Origin of the sequence: Phaeobacter sp. HS011, assembly GCF_018101215.1 — a bacterium.
In the GTDB taxonomy this organism is placed as follows: domain Bacteria; phylum Pseudomonadota; class Alphaproteobacteria; order Rhodobacterales; family Rhodobacteraceae; genus Phaeobacter; species Phaeobacter inhibens.
Genome location: NZ_JAGEUF010000003.1, coordinates 162,556 through 178,607, shown reverse-complemented (window position 1 = coordinate 178,607; position 16,052 = coordinate 162,556). Strand labels below are relative to the sequence as shown.

The 16,052-nt window shown below is 61.9% G+C and carries 17 protein-coding genes; 12 read left to right on the top strand and 5 right to left on the bottom strand.

Annotated features, from left to right (window positions below):
• Window positions 1-21 precede the first annotated feature (21 nt).
• Complete coding sequence (locus J4721_RS06800; RefSeq protein ID WP_211002425.1) at window positions 22-816, top strand: hypothetical protein; 795 nt, start codon at window positions 22-24, stop codon at window positions 814-816.
• 162 nt (window positions 817-978) lie between these two features.
• Here J4721_RS06800 and J4721_RS06795 read toward each other — a convergent pair whose 3' ends face one another.
• From J4721_RS06795 to ccmI, 3 genes are read right to left on the bottom strand one after another with little or no spacing between them, the layout of a single operon-like run.
• Entirely contained in the window at window positions 979-1,212 is a 234-nt protein-coding gene (locus tag J4721_RS06795) for a DUF1289 domain-containing protein (protein WP_102876778.1), read from the bottom strand.
• Between the two features lie 5 nt (window positions 1,213-1,217).
• Window positions 1,218-1,691 (bottom strand): Holliday junction resolvase RuvX, encoded by a 474-nt coding sequence (gene ruvX, locus J4721_RS06790; protein WP_014874940.1) that lies wholly within the window; start codon window positions 1,689-1,691, stop codon window positions 1,218-1,220.
• Entirely contained in the window at window positions 1,688-2,944 is a 1,257-nt protein-coding gene (gene ccmI / locus J4721_RS06785; protein WP_211002426.1) for a c-type cytochrome biogenesis protein CcmI, read from the bottom strand. Before ccmI ends, ruvX begins: the two co-directional genes overlap by 4 nt.
• Window positions 2,945-3,177: 233 nt before the next feature.
• Between ccmI and J4721_RS06780 the strand changes: the two genes are divergently transcribed.
• From J4721_RS06780 to J4721_RS06740, 9 genes are all read left to right on the top strand, one after another.
• Window positions 3,178-4,422, top strand: coding sequence for a sarcosine oxidase subunit beta family protein (locus tag J4721_RS06780; RefSeq protein ID WP_014880281.1), 1,245 nt, complete (start codon window positions 3,178-3,180; stop codon window positions 4,420-4,422).
• A gap of 85 nt (window positions 4,423-4,507) precedes the next feature.
• Window positions 4,508-4,837, top strand: a complete 330-nt coding sequence (locus J4721_RS06775) for a sarcosine oxidase subunit delta (RefSeq protein WP_014874937.1) — start codon at window positions 4,508-4,510, stop codon at window positions 4,835-4,837.
• A 58-nt stretch (window positions 4,838-4,895) separates the two neighbouring features.
• A complete protein-coding gene (locus J4721_RS06770; RefSeq protein ID WP_211002427.1) occupies window positions 4,896-7,928 on the top strand; it encodes a sarcosine oxidase subunit alpha family protein in 3,033 nt (1,010 codons plus the stop codon).
• On the top strand, window positions 7,921-8,493 hold the full coding sequence (locus J4721_RS06765; protein WP_102849258.1) for a sarcosine oxidase subunit gamma: 573 nt from the start codon (window positions 7,921-7,923) through the stop codon (window positions 8,491-8,493). Before J4721_RS06770 ends, J4721_RS06765 begins: the two co-directional genes overlap by 8 nt.
• A 177-nt stretch (window positions 8,494-8,670) precedes the next feature.
• Window positions 8,671-9,126 carry a hypothetical protein gene (locus J4721_RS06760; protein WP_014874934.1) on the top strand — a complete coding sequence of 152 codons (456 nt, stop codon included), beginning with the start codon at window positions 8,671-8,673 and terminating at the stop codon, window positions 9,124-9,126.
• Between the two features lie 110 nt (window positions 9,127-9,236).
• Window positions 9,237-9,659 carry a hypothetical protein gene (locus tag J4721_RS06755; RefSeq protein WP_014874933.1) on the top strand — a complete coding sequence of 141 codons (423 nt, stop codon included), beginning with the start codon at window positions 9,237-9,239 and terminating at the stop codon, window positions 9,657-9,659.
• Between the two features lie 176 nt (window positions 9,660-9,835).
• Window positions 9,836-10,435 carry a superoxide dismutase gene (locus tag J4721_RS06750; protein ID WP_014874932.1) on the top strand — a complete coding sequence of 200 codons (600 nt, stop codon included), beginning with the start codon at window positions 9,836-9,838 and terminating at the stop codon, window positions 10,433-10,435.
• A 141-nt stretch (window positions 10,436-10,576) separates the two neighbouring features.
• Window positions 10,577-10,777, top strand: a complete 201-nt coding sequence (locus J4721_RS06745) for a hypothetical protein (protein ID WP_014880275.1) — start codon at window positions 10,577-10,579, stop codon at window positions 10,775-10,777.
• Complete coding sequence (locus J4721_RS06740; protein WP_014874930.1) at window positions 10,777-11,229, top strand: host attachment family protein; 453 nt, start codon at window positions 10,777-10,779, stop codon at window positions 11,227-11,229. The genes J4721_RS06745 and J4721_RS06740 overlap by 1 nt, the downstream gene beginning before the upstream one ends.
• Window positions 11,230-11,341: 112 nt before the next feature.
• On the opposite strand, the gene J4721_RS06735 is transcribed toward J4721_RS06740, so the two are convergent.
• Complete coding sequence (locus tag J4721_RS06735; protein ID WP_211002428.1) at window positions 11,342-11,884, bottom strand: TIGR00730 family Rossman fold protein; 543 nt, start codon at window positions 11,882-11,884, stop codon at window positions 11,342-11,344.
• 165 nt (window positions 11,885-12,049) lie between these two features.
• Here J4721_RS06735 and J4721_RS06730 point away from each other — a divergent pair, with 165 nt between their 5' ends.
• Both J4721_RS06730 and J4721_RS06725 read left to right on the top strand, forming a co-directional pair.
• The gene (locus tag J4721_RS06730) at window positions 12,050-13,816 is read left to right on the top strand and encodes a LysM peptidoglycan-binding domain-containing protein (protein WP_211002429.1); all 1,767 of its coding nucleotides are present in this window, start codon (window positions 12,050-12,052) and stop codon (window positions 13,814-13,816) included.
• A gap of 135 nt (window positions 13,817-13,951) precedes the next feature.
• On the top strand, window positions 13,952-15,760 hold the full coding sequence (locus J4721_RS06725) for an ABC transporter ATP-binding protein/permease (protein WP_211002430.1): 1,809 nt from the start codon (window positions 13,952-13,954) through the stop codon (window positions 15,758-15,760).
• Between the two features lie 47 nt (window positions 15,761-15,807).
• Here the strand turns inward: J4721_RS06725 and J4721_RS06720 are convergent, their stop codons facing one another.
• The gene (locus J4721_RS06720) at window positions 15,808-16,035 is read right to left on the bottom strand and encodes a hypothetical protein (protein ID WP_027247145.1); all 228 of its coding nucleotides are present in this window, start codon (window positions 16,033-16,035) and stop codon (window positions 15,808-15,810) included.
• Window positions 16,036-16,052 lie beyond the last annotated feature (17 nt).

Below are 16,052 nucleotides of genomic sequence, written 5' to 3'. Positions count from 1 at the left end.
TATCTTTGGTAAGGTTTTACAATGGATTGGCAGCGGTTCTTAACAAAGGGTTGGTGTGATTTCCCGGCGGGTGCGGACACGCTGGCCTGGGCGCGCCATGCGCATCACGCTGGCATTCAGGCGCTGCAGGATCCGGCCAATGCGGACTGGCTGCAATGTGAGGGGACGTGGTTCATCGGTGTTGATGCGCTACCCAATGATGCGCGTGGGCAGCTGCCCGCCGGGCCGGAGCTGGCAGGCCCCGCTATCGATTTCATCACAGTGCATCTGGGCGGTCTGCCAGATCTGCATCGCGGGCAGGTCTCCTCTGTTTTTCCCGGCTACCCACGGCCGCGCCCCGGTGAGGGAGAGGCTGCGCTGCGCTACCGGATCAATCGCGACGCGGCCCATGTGGACGGGGTGAAAATGTTCGGCGATGCCCGTCGCCGCCGGGTGGAAGAACCACACGCCTGGGTTCTCGGCCTGCCGCTGAATGAAAGCAGCCCGGATGCCTCTCCGCTGGTGATCTGGGAGGGCAGCCATGTGATCATGCGCCGTGCCTTCACAGCAGCATTTGACGGTATCCCACCGGGGCAGTGGGGAGAGGTCGATGTAACGGATGCCTATACCAATGCCCGCAAGGAGGTGTTCGAGACCTGCCCGCGTGTCACGGTGTCAGCAAAACCGGGTGAGGCCTATCTGATGCACCGGCTGTGCCTGCACGGGGTCGCGCCTTGGGCAGAGGGCGCCAGCGCACCTGAAGAGGGCCGCATGATCGCCTATTTCCGACCCGAGATGGCGGACTGGACCGATCCGGCGCGGGGGTGGCTGACTTAGGTCAGCAGTCCTGCCTGAATGTTTCGCGTGCGAAACAATGGGTCAGGGGTTATTCCGCATGATTATCATAAGGTTACGAGGGCGCGCGCAGCCTCTGATGGCAGAAATCGGAGGCTCTTCAGCCCGCTATCCGTTGTCGCGCGGCATGTGCCGCGCGCCGCATTAGCTGCGTTTTAGGCGGGCGCTGCGGCCGCCGCGGCGCTTGGTCAGCTCCTTGGCGCGGTCGGGCAGGGTCTCCAGCAGCTCAGCGCGTTCATCGTTGCTCATCTTGGACCAGCGGGTGATTTCGTCGATGGAGCGGTAGCAACCGGTGCAGATCCGCGCCTCCGGGTGGACGACACAGATTTGAATGCAGGGCGATTGCACCTCGTCACGTTTCCAGACCTCGTCGCTCATCAGCTTTATCCTGCCTTGATATGGCGCATGCGATCCAGCGCCCCCTGTAGGATATACGAAGCGGCGACGTGATCGATCACCTCTGCGCGACGTTTTCTGCTCGTATCCGCCTCCAAAAGCGCCCTTTCGGCGGCAACTGTGCTCAAACGCTCGTCCCAGAATCCAATCGGCAGCTCTGTCAGCTTGGCCAGATTGCGGGCAAAGGCGCGGGTTTTCTGACAGCGGGGACCTTCGGTGCCATCCATATTGCGGGGCAGGCCCAACAGCAGGGCGCCGACTTCACGGTCTTTGACGATCTCAAACAGGCGCGCGGCATCCAGGGTGAATTTCTTGCGCCGGATGGTTTCGAGCGGTGTTGCGACGGTGCCCATCCGATCAGAGATGGCGACGCCCACGGTTTTGTCGCCAAAATCCAGCCCGGCGATTGGGGTGAAATTCGGGACCGCCGCGGCGAAGGTTTCAAAGTCGTCGTAGATCATTGGGACAGTCCTGCCTGTTTGGCGGCGGCGGTGATGGTGGCGAGGGCTTCGGGCACCTCGGCGAAGACCTCTTGTGCCTCAGCGTAGATGGCCTGTGCGCGCTCGGTCTGTTTCAGCACCGTAAGGGCGCCGATCAGCCGGGCCCACTCCTGCGGCGTGCCGCCGGTGGTGGCAAGCCGGTCGGAGAGGCCCTCAACCATGCCACGGATCATCTGCTGGCGGTCTTCGGCACTCATGTCCTCAGCGGCGGCGATATCTTCGGCGCTGGGGCCAGCCGCGGGGGCGGCTGGGGCGCGGCCCGGTACGGGCACGCTGCCGGGGGTGATCGGCGTGTACTCAACACCGGCGCGATAGGCGATATCCTCAATCTGGGCGCTGATGGCGGTGACCCAGGGGGCGCCCTCCGGTCCCATGGCGAGGGTTTCGCTCCAGACCTCATAGGCGACGTCCGGGCGGCCGATCTGCGCCATCATCAGCCCCCAATAGTAGCGCGCGCCGCCGTCAAAACGGTCGAGCGTCAGCGTGGTGCGCAGGGCGTCCTCAGCCTCGGGGGAGACATAGCCGCCGGCGGCCATGATCTGCAGCTCTGCCAGCTCGCCGAAATCGCGGGCCTCAACATCGCCGGACATGATGCGGATATAGTTTGCCTTGGCCTTGGCGGCGGCGGCGAAGTTGCCGAGATTGGCCTCATGCTGGGCCAGCAGCGCCTGACCCTGGGCATCGTCAACACGTTTTCTGGCGGTGTCGCGCAGCTGATCGACCAGCGTGGCATAACCCGGTTCTACCACGCGGGCGGGGCGTTCCGGGGCGTCGGCTTCGGCCTCGGCCTGTGTGGGGCGGGTGGCGGCGCGTTCTGCCGCGGCATCGATGCGCAGTTGCAGGCCCAGGTCGTTGTATCCCGGCGCGCCGAGATTGGCATAGAGCAGGTAGGTGCCGCCGCAGACCAGCCCAATCAGCGCGATGGCGGCGGCGCTGGTCAGGGTGCGGGGCTGGGTGTGGCCGCTGGCGGCGGCCTGGACCTGAGCGTCGGCGCTCAGAATGCGGCGGGAGATTTCGGTGCGGATACGCTCTGCGTCGGCTGCCTGCAGGACCCCGCGCGCCAGGTCCTTGTCCACATCGCGCAATTGCTGGCGATAGACCTGCAGGTCATAGGCGGCGGCCGGTTCACCGCTGTCGCGTCCGCGCAGCAGCACAAGGGACAGCAGCGTGGCGGTGGCCAGCGTGATGAGGCTGATAACAATCCAGAAGGTCATGGGGGCTCCCGCAGTTTGAAACCCATGTATAGCGGTCTGGGGTCAGAAAAAAGGCCAAACGGCTGCGGCGCGCTGTCCCGGCAGATGGCGATGAGGACGCGAAGGGCGTGTTGAGCCTGAGACGTCTTTGCGTGCGGATGTCGCAACCATGCATGATTGCGACGATAAACGGCGCAAGTCGGCCCTGCCTCTGGTGCATACCCGTTAACAGTCTCGAACCATCGGATTCGCCCATGAAACGTTATTCTGCCTTTGCTGTCGCGCGTGAGGCGCTGCGCTACCACACCGGATGGGGCCGCGCCTGGCGCTCTCCCGAACCGAAACGCCACTACGATGTCATTATCGTCGGGGCCGGGGGGCATGGCCTGGCCACAGCCTATTTCCTTGGCAAGAACTACGGCATCACCAATGTCGCAGTGCTGGAAAAGGGCTGGCTGGGCGGCGGCAACACCGGGCGTAACACCACCATCATCCGCTCCAACTATCTGCAGGATCCGTCGGCGGCGATCTATGAGAAATCGCGCTCGCTTTATGAGACGATGAGCCAAGACATCAACTACAACGTGATGTTCAGCCCGCGCGGCGTGATTATGCTGGCCCAGACCGAGCATGAGGTGCGCGGCTACAAGCGGACCGCCCATGCCAACGCGTTGCAGGGGGTTCCGACCGAGTGGATCGACCCCAAACGTGTCAAAGAGCTGGTGCCGATCATCAATCTGGAAGGGCCGCGCTATCCGGTTCTGGGCGGCCTCTGGCAGGAACGCGGGGGCACGGCGCGCCACGATGCGGTGGCCTGGGGCTATGCGCGGGCCTGTTCCAACATGGGCATGGACATCATCCAGCAGTGCGAAGTCACCGGCGTGCGCAATGAGAATGGTCGTGTTGTTGGCGTCGACACCACCAAGGGCGCCATCGACTGCGACAAGCTGGGCATGGTGGTTGCGGGCAATTGTTCGCATCTGTCGGAAATGGCGGGTTTCCGTCTGCCGGTCGAAAGCGTGGCGCTGCAGGCGCTGGTCTCCGAGCCGATCAAACCCTGCATGGATGTGGTTGTGATGGCCAATACCGTGCATGGCTACATGTCGCAGTCCGACAAGGGCGAGATGGTCATCGGCGGCGGCACCGACGGGTTCAACAACTACACCCAGCGCGGATCTTTCCATCATATCGAGGAAACCGTGCGTGCCCTCAACGAGACCTTCCCGATGGTCAGCCGTCTGAAGATGCTGCGCCAGTGGGGCGGGATCGTGGATGTGACCGGCGACCGTTCGCCGCTGATCTCCAAGACGCCGGTGGGCAATATCTTTGTCAACGCAGGCTGGGGCACCGGCGGTTTCAAGGCGATCCCTGGTTCCGGCTGGGCGATGGCGGAGCTGATGGCCACAGGTCATTCGCCGCTGGCCGAAGAGTTTTCGATGATGCGCTTCAAGGAAGGCAAATTCATCGATGAGAGCGTTGCTGCCGGTGTGGCACACTGATGCCGCGCACCGTCGCAAAATTCTTGGAAGAATTTTGCCAAGGGTTTTCTAAAATCCTTGGCCCCCAGTTGGAGAGGTCCGCACAATGCTGATCCTTGAATGCCCATATTGCGGCGTCAAAGCCGAAGAAACTGAACTGCACGCAGGTGGCGAGGCGCATCTGAAGCGTTTTGGTCCCGGTTCGTCAGATGACGAGTTTCATGACTATCTGTTCATGCGCGAAAACCCCAAGGGTGTGCATTTTGAACGCTGGCGCCACGCCAATGGCTGCGGCAAGTGGTTCCATGCCGCGCGCTGCACCACCACGCTGGAGGTGTTTGGCACCTATTCGGCGCAGACCTATGAGCCGCCTCAGGACATTCTGGATGCGGTCACGGCCAAGCGCCCCGGTTGGACATGGCGGGATCTGAAATGATCGCCTGTCTGAACGTTACCTCTCTTTTCGTCGCCCTCTCTTGCGAAAGGTCCGCCACATGAGCACGCGCCTTGCCAAAAATGGCCGGTTGATCGACCGCTCCAAACCGATCGAATTCACCTTCAACGGCAAGCGGATGAAGGGCTATGCAGGCGACACGTTGGCGTCGGCCCTGTTGGCCAATGACCAGATGATGGTTGGCCGCTCGTTCAAATACCACCGCCCGCGCGGCTTGGTTGCGGCCGGCCCGGAAGAGCCCAACGCATTGGTGGGTTTGGGGACCGGTGACCGGTTTGAACCCAACCAACGCGCCACCACGACCGAGCTGTTCTCGGGTCTGTCGGCGCAGTCGCAGAACCATTGGCCGAGCCTTGAGTTTGATGTCGGTGTGGCCAACAACGCGCTGGCGCGGTTCCTGCCTGCGGGTTTCTATTACAAGATGTTCATCCACCCGCGTCCGCTGTGGAAACATGTCTATGAACCGATCATCCGTCACTCTGCTGGTCTGGGTAAAGCGCCGGACAAGGAGCTGAAGGACGCCGATACCTACGAGCATTTCTACTATTTCGCCGATGTGCTGGTGATTGGTGGCGGTGTTGCGGGTTTGCAGGCGGCCAAGGCTGCGGCGATGTCCGGTGCCAAGGTGCTGCTGTTGGAGCAGAACAACCACTGGGGTGGCCGTGCGCCGGTTGATGGCGGCACCATCGACGGAATGGAGCCGGACGCCTGGGTCGAGAAAACCCTCGCCGAGCTGCGGGGCATGGACAATGTGCTGCTGCGGGACCGCTGCATGGGCGCAGGCGTCTATGATCACGGCTATGCGCTGGGGTATGAGCGTCTGACCGATCACGCGCCGGGGCAGGGTGGTCCGCGCCATCGTCTGTGGCGGATCCGCGCCAGCCAGATCGTGACGGCGACGGGTGCGATTGAACGGCCTTTGTCCTTTGCGGGCAATGACGTGCCGGGCGTGATGCTGGCGGCGTCGATGCGTGACTATGCGGTAAACTGGGGTGTGACCCCGGGCCAGAAGGTCGTTGTCGCCACCAACAATGACGATGCTTATCGCACCGCGATTGCGCTGCACGCCGCAGGTGTTGAAGTTGTCCGGGTGCTGGACGCCCGTGACAGCGGCGGCGGCGCCTTGATGGAAGAAGTCCGCCAGTTGGGCATCCGCGTCGAATGTGGCCGGGCCATTGCCAAGGTGAAAGGCGGCAAGCGCGTGACCTCGGTGGCGATCTGCGCCCAGAACGGCGAGGGCGGTGCGCAGGAGGAGGTCGAGGCCGATGCGGTCGCGATGTCCGGCGGCTGGTCGCCGGTTGTGCATCTGTGGTCCCATTGCGGTGGCAAGCTGGTCTGGGATCAGACCCATGCAAACTTCCGCCCCGATGCCACACGTCCGCCGCTGGGTGCGGATGGCAAGGGTTTTGTGATTGCGGCGGGGGCTGCCAATGGCGCCGCTGGTCTGGCAGAGGCGCTGAGCGATGCGCAGGCCGCTGGCGAGGCGGCGGCGAAGGCGGCTGGTCGCAAGGTCAAGGCGGGCACCGCGCCCGTTGGTGACGCGCCGACAGAGACGGCAATGGAGCCGGTCTGGCTGATGCCGGCCAAGGCCGACATCAAGCTGCGCATGAAAACCTGGCTGGATTATCAGAACGACGTCAAAGTGTCGGACGTGCAGCTGGCGGCGCGCGAAGGTTACGAGAGCGTCGAACACACCAAGCGTTATACCACGCTGGGCATGGCAACCGATCAGGGGAAGCTCTCCAATATCAACGGCTTGGCGATCCTTGCTGATGCGCTGGGATCTGAAATTCCGCAAGTGGGCACCACCACCTTCCGTCCGCCCTATCACCCGATTTCGATGGGGGCGATTGGTGGTGAGGCCCGCGGGGAGATCTTCCAGCCGCTCCGCAAGACGCCGATGCACGACTGGCACGACAGCAATGGTGCAGATTGGGAACCGGTTGGCCAGTGGCGCCGTCCCTTTGCCTATGTCCGGTCTGGTGAAAGCCTGCATGACGCGGTGAACCGCGAGGTGAAGAACACCCGCGAGAACCTTGGCCTGCTGGATGCCTCGACCCTCGGCAAACTGGTCGTCAAAGGGCCGGATGCTGGCAAGTTCCTCGACATGATGTACACCAACATGATGTCGACGCTGAAGATTGGCAAATGCCGTTACGGTCTGATGTGTTCGGAGAACGGTTTCCTGATCGACGACGGCGTGGTTGCGCGTATTGATGATGATACCTGGCTCTGCCACACCACGACCGGCGGTGCCGAGCGGATCCATGGCCACATGGAAGAATGGCTGCAGACCGAATGGTGGGACTGGAAAGTCTATGTTGCCAATGTCACCGAGCAGCTGGCGCAGGTCGCCGTGGTTGGCCCCAACGCCCGCAAGGTGCTGGAAAAGCTGAACGAGAAATCGGGCGGCGGCATGGATCTGTCCAAGGAGGCGCTGCCCTTCATGGAGTGGCGCGATGGGGATATCGGCGGCTTCAAGGCGCGGGCCTATCGCATCTCCTTCTCGGGCGAATTGTCCTACGAGATCGCGGTTGCGGCCTCCGAAGGTCAGGCGTTCTGGGCCGCATTGATGGAGGCGGGCAAGGAATTCGGGGTGATGCCTTATGGCACCGAATGTCTGCATATCCTGCGGGCCGAAAAGGGCTTTATCATGATCGGCGACGAGACTGACGGGACCGTTATCCCGCAGGACCTGGGCTTGAACTGGGCACTGTCGAAGAAGAAAGAGGACTTCCTCGGCAAGCGGGCGCATACCCGCAGCCATATGGCCGATCCCGACCGCTGGCAGCTGGTGGGGCTGGAAACCACCGATGGATCGGTTCTGCCGGATGGCGCCTATGCGGTGGGCAATGGTGTCAACGCCAATGGCCAGAAAAACACCATCGGCCGCGTGACCTCGACCTACTACTCGTCGAACCTGGGCCGTGGCATTGCCATGGGTCTGGTCAAGCATGGTCCCAAGCGGATGGGCGAGGTGATCGAGTTCCCCGGCACCGACGGGACAATCTACAAGGCCAAGATCGTCGATCAGGTCTTTTACGACAAGGAAGGGGAGAAGCAGAATGTCTGATCCTGTCAGCGCAATGAATGGTGCGAAGTTCTCCGGTCTGGCACAGGTCGAGGACAGCGGGTTGCAGGGGATGATCACCCTGCGCGGCGATCTGACCTCTGCCACCTTTAAGGCGGCTGTAAAGGCCGCCACCGGGGCCGAGGTTCCGACCAGCGGTCAGGTGTCACTGGCAGAGCAGGGCGGTGTGGCCTGGATGTCGCCGGATGAGCTGCTGCTGCTGGTGCCCTACGCCGAGGTTGAGGCGAAGGTCGCTGAGTTGTCAGAGGCGCTTAAGGGCGAGCATGCGCTCGCGGTGAACGTCTCTGATGCGCGCGGTGTGTTCCGCCTGTCCGGTGATGGGGCGCGTGAGGTTCTGGCAAAGATCTGCCCGGTGGATATGTCCGCTGAGGCCTTCAAACCCGGTCAATTCCGCCGTACCCGCATGGCGCAGGTGGCGGCGGCTTTCTGGCTGGACAATAACGGTGCATTTCACATCGTTTGCTTCCGCTCAGTGGGCGGATATGTCTACAACTTGTTATGCACAGCCGCGCATCCACAATCTAAGGTAGGTGCGTTAACTGGTTAAGGCAATTTAGCCTTGTAGTGAGTTTTACGCGCATATAAAGTGTCCCTGGATTTCCGGGGGCACTTTTTATTTGGTTTTGTTGGTCCTTTGCCAACCTTGATTCGCTAACACCGCCAAATCGGGAGTTTCTATTTACAGTGTGGACTGCCACGCTGCCTTGACTGGTGGGGAGACGATATGCCCAAGGGTGCTGACCTTTTGCTGCCAACTATGCGGCGGTTTGGCCTTGTGGCCGGGCTTGCGGTTGGTAGCGGTTTGGCGACCCCGGCGATGGCGCTGGAGGGCATGTATACCTGTGCTGTGACATCGCTGTCGGGCCGGGGCTGGATCCCGCCGCAGATCAGCCTGCATTTTCACGATGAATGGACTGCCGAAGTGGTGCATTCCGGCAATGTCAGCGCCCTGTCGGGGCGCCCGCTGAAAGCGGGTTTTTTCCGCATCAGTGATGTGTCCTATCGGGTCAGCTGGACGGTGGTCAGTGCCTCGGTCGGCAATGGCGCCGAGGCGGTGAAGACCCATTATCGCGCCGTGTTCAATACCCAGAACAAGAAGCTCTCAGTGCAGGTGATTTCTCTCGACAGCGGGGCAAAACCGCCACGCGGGATCGGGCAATGTGTCCAAGTGACCAGTTAGCTGATGATGTCGCGTCTGCGCCGTAAGGATAGCGATTGACAATTCGGGGCGCAACTTTCAAGAGAGTTCCTGAATTTCTACACGTCCAAAAGAGAGCTCAGGCTTTACCGATGAAAACACTGATTAAAACCGCAGCCGCCGTCTGCACCTTGTTTGCTGCAGCGCCTGTTGCCGCGGCGCCGGTGACTTATGATTGCACCATTCAGTCTTATGAGAAACACGGCTGGATCGCGTCGCGCGTGCTTGTTTTTGTGGATCACGACGAGAAAGTGACTGGCGTGATGGATGGCATCATAGCCACCCGGCAGAAGACACCGATGATTGTGCCCTATGACCAGCGATCCAAGCAGCGGCTGAAGCTGAAGTGGAGCCTGAGCAATCTAGGCTCGAGTCAGGGGTCAACCAAGGTCAGCTATTCCGCGACGATGGATGAGCCGCGGATGAAGTTGTCGATTTCAGCTCGTGTGCACGGCGCCGACAACCGCCCGTCGGGCAGCGGCCCTTGCAAGCGCAGCAACATCAAGCTGAACTGACGTGGGAGCGCGTCAATGGCGCGCCAGAAGCGGATCGTGTAACAGGCGATCAGGCAACGGTGTTTTGCAGAATGCCGCGGATATTTTTTGGTGTTTCCCCGGCTTGGTCTTGACCAATGGGGGCACCAGCCGCATGTATCTGCTTAGAAACGCAACAGATACTACAGGGGGCCCAGATGGCTTTTGAACTTCCCGATCTTCCCTATGCCCATGACGCGCTGGCATCCAAAGGCATGTCTGCCGAAACGCTGGAATATCACCACGACCTGCACCACAAGGCTTATGTCGACAACGGCAACAAGCTGATTGCGGGCACCGAGTGGGACGGCAAGTCCATGGAAGAGATCATCAAAGGCACCTATGACGCAAATGCCGTCGCCCAGAGCGGTATCTTCAACAACATCTCGCAGCTGTGGAACCACAACCAGTTTTGGGAAATGATGGGGCCGGGCGAGAGCAAGATGCCGGGTGAGCTGGAAAAGGCGCTGGTCGACAGCTTTGGCTCCGTTGACACCTTCAAGGAAGAGTTCTCTGCCGCAGGCGCGGGTCAGTTCGGCTCCGGCTGGGCTTGGCTGGTCAAGGACACCGACGGTGGCCTGAAAGTGACCAAAACCGAAAACGGCGTGAACCCTGTCTGCTTTGGCCAGACGGCGCTGCTGGGCTGTGATGTGTGGGAGCATTCCTACTATATCGATTTCCGCAACAAGCGTCCGGCCTATCTGACCAACTTCCTCGACAATCTGGTCAACTGGGAAAACGTTGCATCGCGCATGTGATCGCTGCACAGCAGTGCTAGAATTTGGGCCTCGTCCGCTATCGGACGGGGCCTTTTTTGTGCCGGGATCATGGGATCCAGCGGAACAAATCCCTGCTCTCAGCGGTTGTGTTGGTGAACCCACAATACATGGAGGACCGACATGGCAGACCGCGTCAGATCAAAAGATGGCCGTCAGGAGACCAAGGAGATCCTTGGCGCTGAGGGCAGCGTCTCGCACGGCGGGCGCACCGGTGGTCGGCTGGCCCGGGAGGTTGCGACCGAGGATGAGGAGAAACGCGCCATGGAACGCCCGGCAGGTGCGACACGGGTGACCAAATCCAATGAGCAGGAGGACCAATAATGGCACAGCTTGACCACGGCACCTTTGTGCTGGTGACCGACAGCGAGAAGGCATTGCTGCTGCAGAACACCACCGATGCACAGAACCCGCATCTGGAGGTGCGCCGCAAGGAAGAGCAGGACAACCCTTCCGACATTGAGCAATCCGCCAACCGGCCCGGCCGGATGCATGACGGCGGCCCCGGCCAGCGCTCTGCCCTTGATGATACCGACTGGCATGAATTGGCGAAAGAACGGTTTGCAGATGACATCGCCGATCTGCTCTACGAGCGGGCGCATAAGGGCAAGCTGGGGAATATCGTTCTGGTGGCCTCGCCGCAGGTTCTGGGCAACTTGCGTGGCAAGCTGCACAAAGAAGTGCAGGATCTGGTCATGGCTGAAATTCCCAAGACGCTGACCAACCACCCGATTGATGAGATTGAGAAGATTGTCCAGCAGGAGCTGGCAGCCTGATCCGTCACAACAGATCGGTGACGAATGGACATATGAAAACGCGGTGCTGTGAGGCGCCGCGTTTTTCCATGATCCGAGGCGGCACCCGCAGCGCTGTCGCAGAGTCCGGGCGTCAGCCGCGCAGGCTCTCCAGCGCGTCGTCTACATTGCTGACCCAGGTGAGCGCCTCGGCCGTTTCTGCCCCGGCAAACCCTTCCGCCACCACATGCTCCACCAGGGCCTTCAGCGGATCCCAGTAGCCATCGATATTAAGGATCAGGATCGGTTTCCCATGCAGTTCCAGCTGGCGCCATGTCAGCGCCTCGAACAACTCGTCCAGCGATCCGGCGCCGCCGGGCAGCACCACCACCGCATCGGCATTGTAGAGCATCACCTTCTTGCGCTCATGCATGGTCTCGGTGACCACATAGGTGTTAAGATCGGTCTTGGCGACCTCACGGCGGACCAGATGCTCGGGGATGACGCCGAAGGTGCGCCCGCCCGCGGCCTGTGCCGCACGTGCTACCCGGCCCATCAGACCGACATCACCGGCGCCGTAGACCAGTCGCTGCCCCTGCGTTGCAAGCCCGGTTCCGAGCGCCTCGGCGGCATCGGCATAGGCCGGGCGGACCCCGTCGCGCGATCCACAATACACACAGACGGAATGAATACGCATGGCAGTCACCTTTTTTGTTGTGTTCGGAACGGAAATAAGTCGTCCTTTGGTCCCTGATAGCGGCATTGAATGGCTGGCTCAAGCAAGCGGGGGGCACATCCCGCAGGATCGACAGCGACGGGGCCTCGGGAGGGGTTGGTCGGTGGTCGGAAGGGAAGGAACAGAATGACGGATGTAACGGGCAAAGGCGGGCTGTCCGCAACCGCCATCGGTGGGATTGCGGCGGTGGTCGTGGTGCTGGGCGGGGTCATTTTCCTGCAATGGGGGGGACCCTCAGAGCAGAAAGAAGAGCTGCGCAGCGCGGCGGGCAAGGGGGATGGCGCGGTTATTTCGCCTTCGGCCGGCCCCGATGGCGCGCTTGGGGTGCCTGTCCCCGCCAATGAGACCCCTGTTGCGCAGTCCCCCGCAGTTGATGCGGAGACGGACAGCGCTGAAGCCGCTGTGCCCGCTGGCGATGTGGACGTAGCGGAGCTGCCCGGCGGTGACACCTCAGCGCAGGCGGTGGCGGATGAGGCCGCGGGCGAGGATGCCGCGCCGACCCTTGGTGCGCCGCAGATGGATCTGGCGCGGTTTGAGACCGACGGCAGCGGCATGGTCGCGGGACGGGCGACTCCCGGCGCGGTCGTGTCGTTGTTGCTGGATGGGGTCGTGGTGGAGCAGCTGACGGTGCCCTCTGATGGCAGTTTCGTGCTGTTCACCAGGGTTGCCCCCTCGGCCCGCCCACAGGTGATTTCGCTGGAGGCGGCGTTGGGGGAGGCTGTACTGCCTTCGGATGCGCAGTTCATTCTGGCACCGGTGGCGCCGGTTGTGGTGGCTGAAACGCAGCTGGCAGAGGGGCAGGTGGCAGAGGAGGCGGCGACAGATGAGCAGGCTTCGGGCGAACAGACGACCGGCGAGCAGGTGACTGGGCAGCCTGCGGCAGACGTCGCTTCAGCGGCAGCTCCCGAGGGGGATCGTCCCGCTGTCGATACTGCTGACGCGGATACAAAACTATCCGGGGTGCAGGCGGCCAGCGACAGTGATACAGCAGTGGCCGTAGCGGCATTGGCGGAGGCCGCCCAAGAGGCGGCGGATGCGCCAGATTTGCCTACTGCTCAGGCCAGCGAGGCGGGCAGCGCATCCGAGGAACCCGCCGTCGCGGCGACTGCGGGTGACGGCTCTGACGTGACGCAGGGTGAGACTGTGACAGCCTCCAATGACACACAGGTTCTTGAGACGCAGGTTGCCGCTGCCACGGGTGAGAGCGGCGATGAGGCACAGGACGCGGCACCTGCGCAGGTTTCCGAGGCTGGGGCGGCGCAGTCAGATGAAACACCGGCGGCCGCGACAGCGCCAGAGACCGCGCCGGAGCAAAGGGCGGTGCTGCGCTCTGATGCCAGCGGTGTGACGCTGGTGCAGCCGCCAACGCCAACCCTTGCCGAAGCACCGGAGACTGTAGCGCTGGATACCATCTCCTATGATGCGGAGGGTGCAGTGGTCCTAAGCGGCAGGGTGCGATCCGATGCGGTTGTCCGGGCCTATCTGGACAATGCAGCGGTTGCCGACCTGCCGGTGGATGAGGAAGGCCGCTGGTCTGGCGTGCTGCCGGATGTGGCGCCGGGTATCTACGCCCTGCGGCTGGATGCGTTGGACACCGAAGGCAAGGTGCTGAGCCGTCTTGAGACCCCGTTCAAACGGGAGGCGCCCGAGGTGCTGCAGCCATCGCTTGAGGCAACCGCCACCGATGCCACATCGCCGGACGCGGCACCCACCGGGGCGAAACCACTGGTGCGGCTGGTCACCGTACAAGAGGGCGATACCCTCTGGGCGATTTCGCGGGAGCGTTATGGTGACGGGCTGCTGTATGTGCGGGTGTTTGATGCCAACCGAGAGGCGATCCGTGACCCGGATCTGATCTATCCCGGTCAGGTCTTCTCCGTCCCGGTACAGTGAGACCATATGTCTAATCCCGCCAAGGGGCTGCACCCGCTGCGGCCCCTCAGCCAGAAGACGGGCCTGGGATGGGGGCTGCGCTGGTCAAAGTGCCAAACGGCCCCTATGTCATAGGTCTTGCAATAAGGACATGTGATGACAGACAGCGATATGACAACCGCGCAGGAGGAGCGCCGCTCCGGTCTGCGCACGTTGCGCCGTGTTTTTCCCTACCTCTGGCCCGAGGGGCAGGCCTGGGTCAAATACCGTGTCGTGGCAGCGCTGGCGGTGCTGATTTTGGCAAAGCTGGTCGCGGTTTATACGCCGATGCTCTACAAGGGGGCGGTGGACAGCCTCGCAGGGGAGGGCGTGCCGCCGCTGGCGCTTGGGGCGGTTGGTCTGACCGTGGCCTATGGCATGGCGCGGATCCTTACCAACGGGTTTCAACAGCTGCGCGATGCGGTGTTTGCGCCGGTGGGCCAGCGCGCCCTGCGGCGTCTGGCGCTGGAGACCTTTCGCCATATTCATCGCCTGTCGATGCGCTATCACATCACCCGCAAGACCGGCGGGCTGAGCCGCATTATCGAACGCGGCGTAAAGGGGGTGGAGTTCCTGCTGCGCTTCCTGCTGTTTTCCATCGGACCGCTGGTGCTGGAACTGGCGTTGGTTGCCATCATCCTCGCGGTGCTGTTCGACATCTGGTATCTGGTCGTGGTGGCTGTCACCATAGGGTTCTATGTCTGGTTCACCTTTGCCATCACCGAATGGCGTGTGAAGCTGCGCCGTGAGATGAACAAGCAGGACACCGATGCCAATCAGAAGGCCATCGACAGCCTGCTGAACTACGAGACGGTCAAATATTTCGGCGCCGAAGATCGCGAGACCGAGCGTTATGATGTGGCCATGCGTGCCTATGCTAAGGCGGCGCTCAAGACGGCCTATTCACTGGCATTCCTGAACTTTGGCCAGAGCTTGGTGATCACCGGTGGTCTGGTGGCGGTCATGGTGATGGCGGCGATTGGTGTGCAGCAGGGCAATCTGACGGTGGGCGATTTTGTCATGGTGAACGCCTATATGATCCAGATCACCGTGCCGTTGAACTTTCTGGGAACGGTCTATCGCGAAATCCGTCAAAGCCTGGTGGATATGGGCGAGATGTTTGATCTGATCGAACAGGATCCGGATGTGAAGGATCGGACTGATGCCAAGGTGTTGCAGGTCAACGGCGGCGCGATCACGCTGGAGAATGTGGAGTTCGGCTATGACAGCGACCGCCAGATCCTGAAGGGCGTCAGCTTTGAGGTCGCAGCGGGGCACACGGTGGCCATTGTGGGGTCAACCGGATCGGGAAAATCCACCATCGGGCGGCTGTTGTTCCGGTTCTATGACGTCACGCGCGGCGCGCTGCGCATTGACGGGCAGGATGTGCGCGACGTCACGCAAAAGAGCCTTCATGCCGCGATTGGTGTGGTGCCGCAGGATACCGTGCTGTTCAATGATACCATCCGCTACAATATCGCCTATGGCCGCGCCGGAGCCACGCAGGAAGAGGTGGAACAGGCCGCGCGGGATGCACAGATCCACGATTTCATCATACGGCTGCCTGAGGGGTATGAGACGCAGGTCGGCGAGCGGGGTCTGAAGCTGTCGGGCGGTGAGAAGCAGCGGGTGGGCATTGCCCGTACCCTGCTGAAGAACCCGCCGATCCTGCTGCTGGACGAGGCCACATCGGCGCTGGACAGCGATACCGAGCAGGAGATCAAGGAAGCCCTGTCACGGGCTGGACAGGGGCGTACGGTGATCACCATCGCGCACCGGCTGAGCACGGTTGCGGAGGCCGATCAGATCATTGTGCTGGAACAGGGCGAGATCGCCGAGCGGGGCACCCATGACGAGCTGCTGGCCAAGGACGGGCGCTACGCGCATCTGTGGCAGCGCCAGCAGTCGGATCAGGATGCGGCATAGCCGCTGCGTTCTGGATACCCGCTATCACGGGGTCTACGTCTGTGCGCCTAACCGCTGACGTAGACCCCGTCCTTGGGTTTGTAGAAAATCTTTTGATTGTGTAGCCGTCCGAGCAGATCGTGGATCTGGCGCAGACTGTCCTCGCGGCTGTGACCGGCGATGCCCTGCACCTGCTGGCTGGCATCGGCCAGGCTGTCGCGGGTGCGTTGCAGCGCCGCCTCGATCAGGTCGACATCGGCGATGGTCAATTCAAACATATCGTTGAAATCGGGCATGGGCTGGGTCCTCTCTA

Coding starts and splice junctions, on each gene's coding strand:
- J4721_RS06800 (WP_211002425.1), top strand. CDS start 22: ATGGATTGGCAGCGGTTCTTAACAAAGGGTTGGTGTGATTTCCCGGCG.
- J4721_RS06795 (WP_102876778.1), bottom strand. CDS start 1,212: ATGAGCGACGAGGTCTGGAAACGTGACGAGGTGCAATCGCCCTGCATT.
- ruvX (WP_014874940.1), bottom strand. CDS start 1,691: ATGATCTACGACGACTTTGAAACCTTCGCCGCGGCGGTCCCGAATTTC.
- ccmI (WP_211002426.1), bottom strand. CDS start 2,944: ATGACCTTCTGGATTGTTATCAGCCTCATCACGCTGGCCACCGCCACG.
- J4721_RS06780 (WP_014880281.1), top strand. CDS start 3,178: ATGAAACGTTATTCTGCCTTTGCTGTCGCGCGTGAGGCGCTGCGCTAC.
- J4721_RS06775 (WP_014874937.1), top strand. CDS start 4,508: ATGCTGATCCTTGAATGCCCATATTGCGGCGTCAAAGCCGAAGAAACT.
- J4721_RS06770 (WP_211002427.1), top strand. CDS start 4,896: ATGAGCACGCGCCTTGCCAAAAATGGCCGGTTGATCGACCGCTCCAAA.
- J4721_RS06765 (WP_102849258.1), top strand. CDS start 7,921: ATGTCTGATCCTGTCAGCGCAATGAATGGTGCGAAGTTCTCCGGTCTG.
- J4721_RS06760 (WP_014874934.1), top strand. CDS start 8,671: ATGCCCAAGGGTGCTGACCTTTTGCTGCCAACTATGCGGCGGTTTGGC.
- J4721_RS06755 (WP_014874933.1), top strand. CDS start 9,237: ATGAAAACACTGATTAAAACCGCAGCCGCCGTCTGCACCTTGTTTGCT.
- J4721_RS06750 (WP_014874932.1), top strand. CDS start 9,836: ATGGCTTTTGAACTTCCCGATCTTCCCTATGCCCATGACGCGCTGGCA.
- J4721_RS06745 (WP_014880275.1), top strand. CDS start 10,577: ATGGCAGACCGCGTCAGATCAAAAGATGGCCGTCAGGAGACCAAGGAG.
- J4721_RS06740 (WP_014874930.1), top strand. CDS start 10,777: ATGGCACAGCTTGACCACGGCACCTTTGTGCTGGTGACCGACAGCGAG.
- J4721_RS06735 (WP_211002428.1), bottom strand. CDS start 11,884: ATGCGTATTCATTCCGTCTGTGTGTATTGTGGATCGCGCGACGGGGTC.
- J4721_RS06730 (WP_211002429.1), top strand. CDS start 12,050: ATGACGGATGTAACGGGCAAAGGCGGGCTGTCCGCAACCGCCATCGGT.
- J4721_RS06725 (WP_211002430.1), top strand. CDS start 13,952: ATGACAGACAGCGATATGACAACCGCGCAGGAGGAGCGCCGCTCCGGT.
- J4721_RS06720 (WP_027247145.1), bottom strand. CDS start 16,035: ATGCCCGATTTCAACGATATGTTTGAATTGACCATCGCCGATGTCGAC.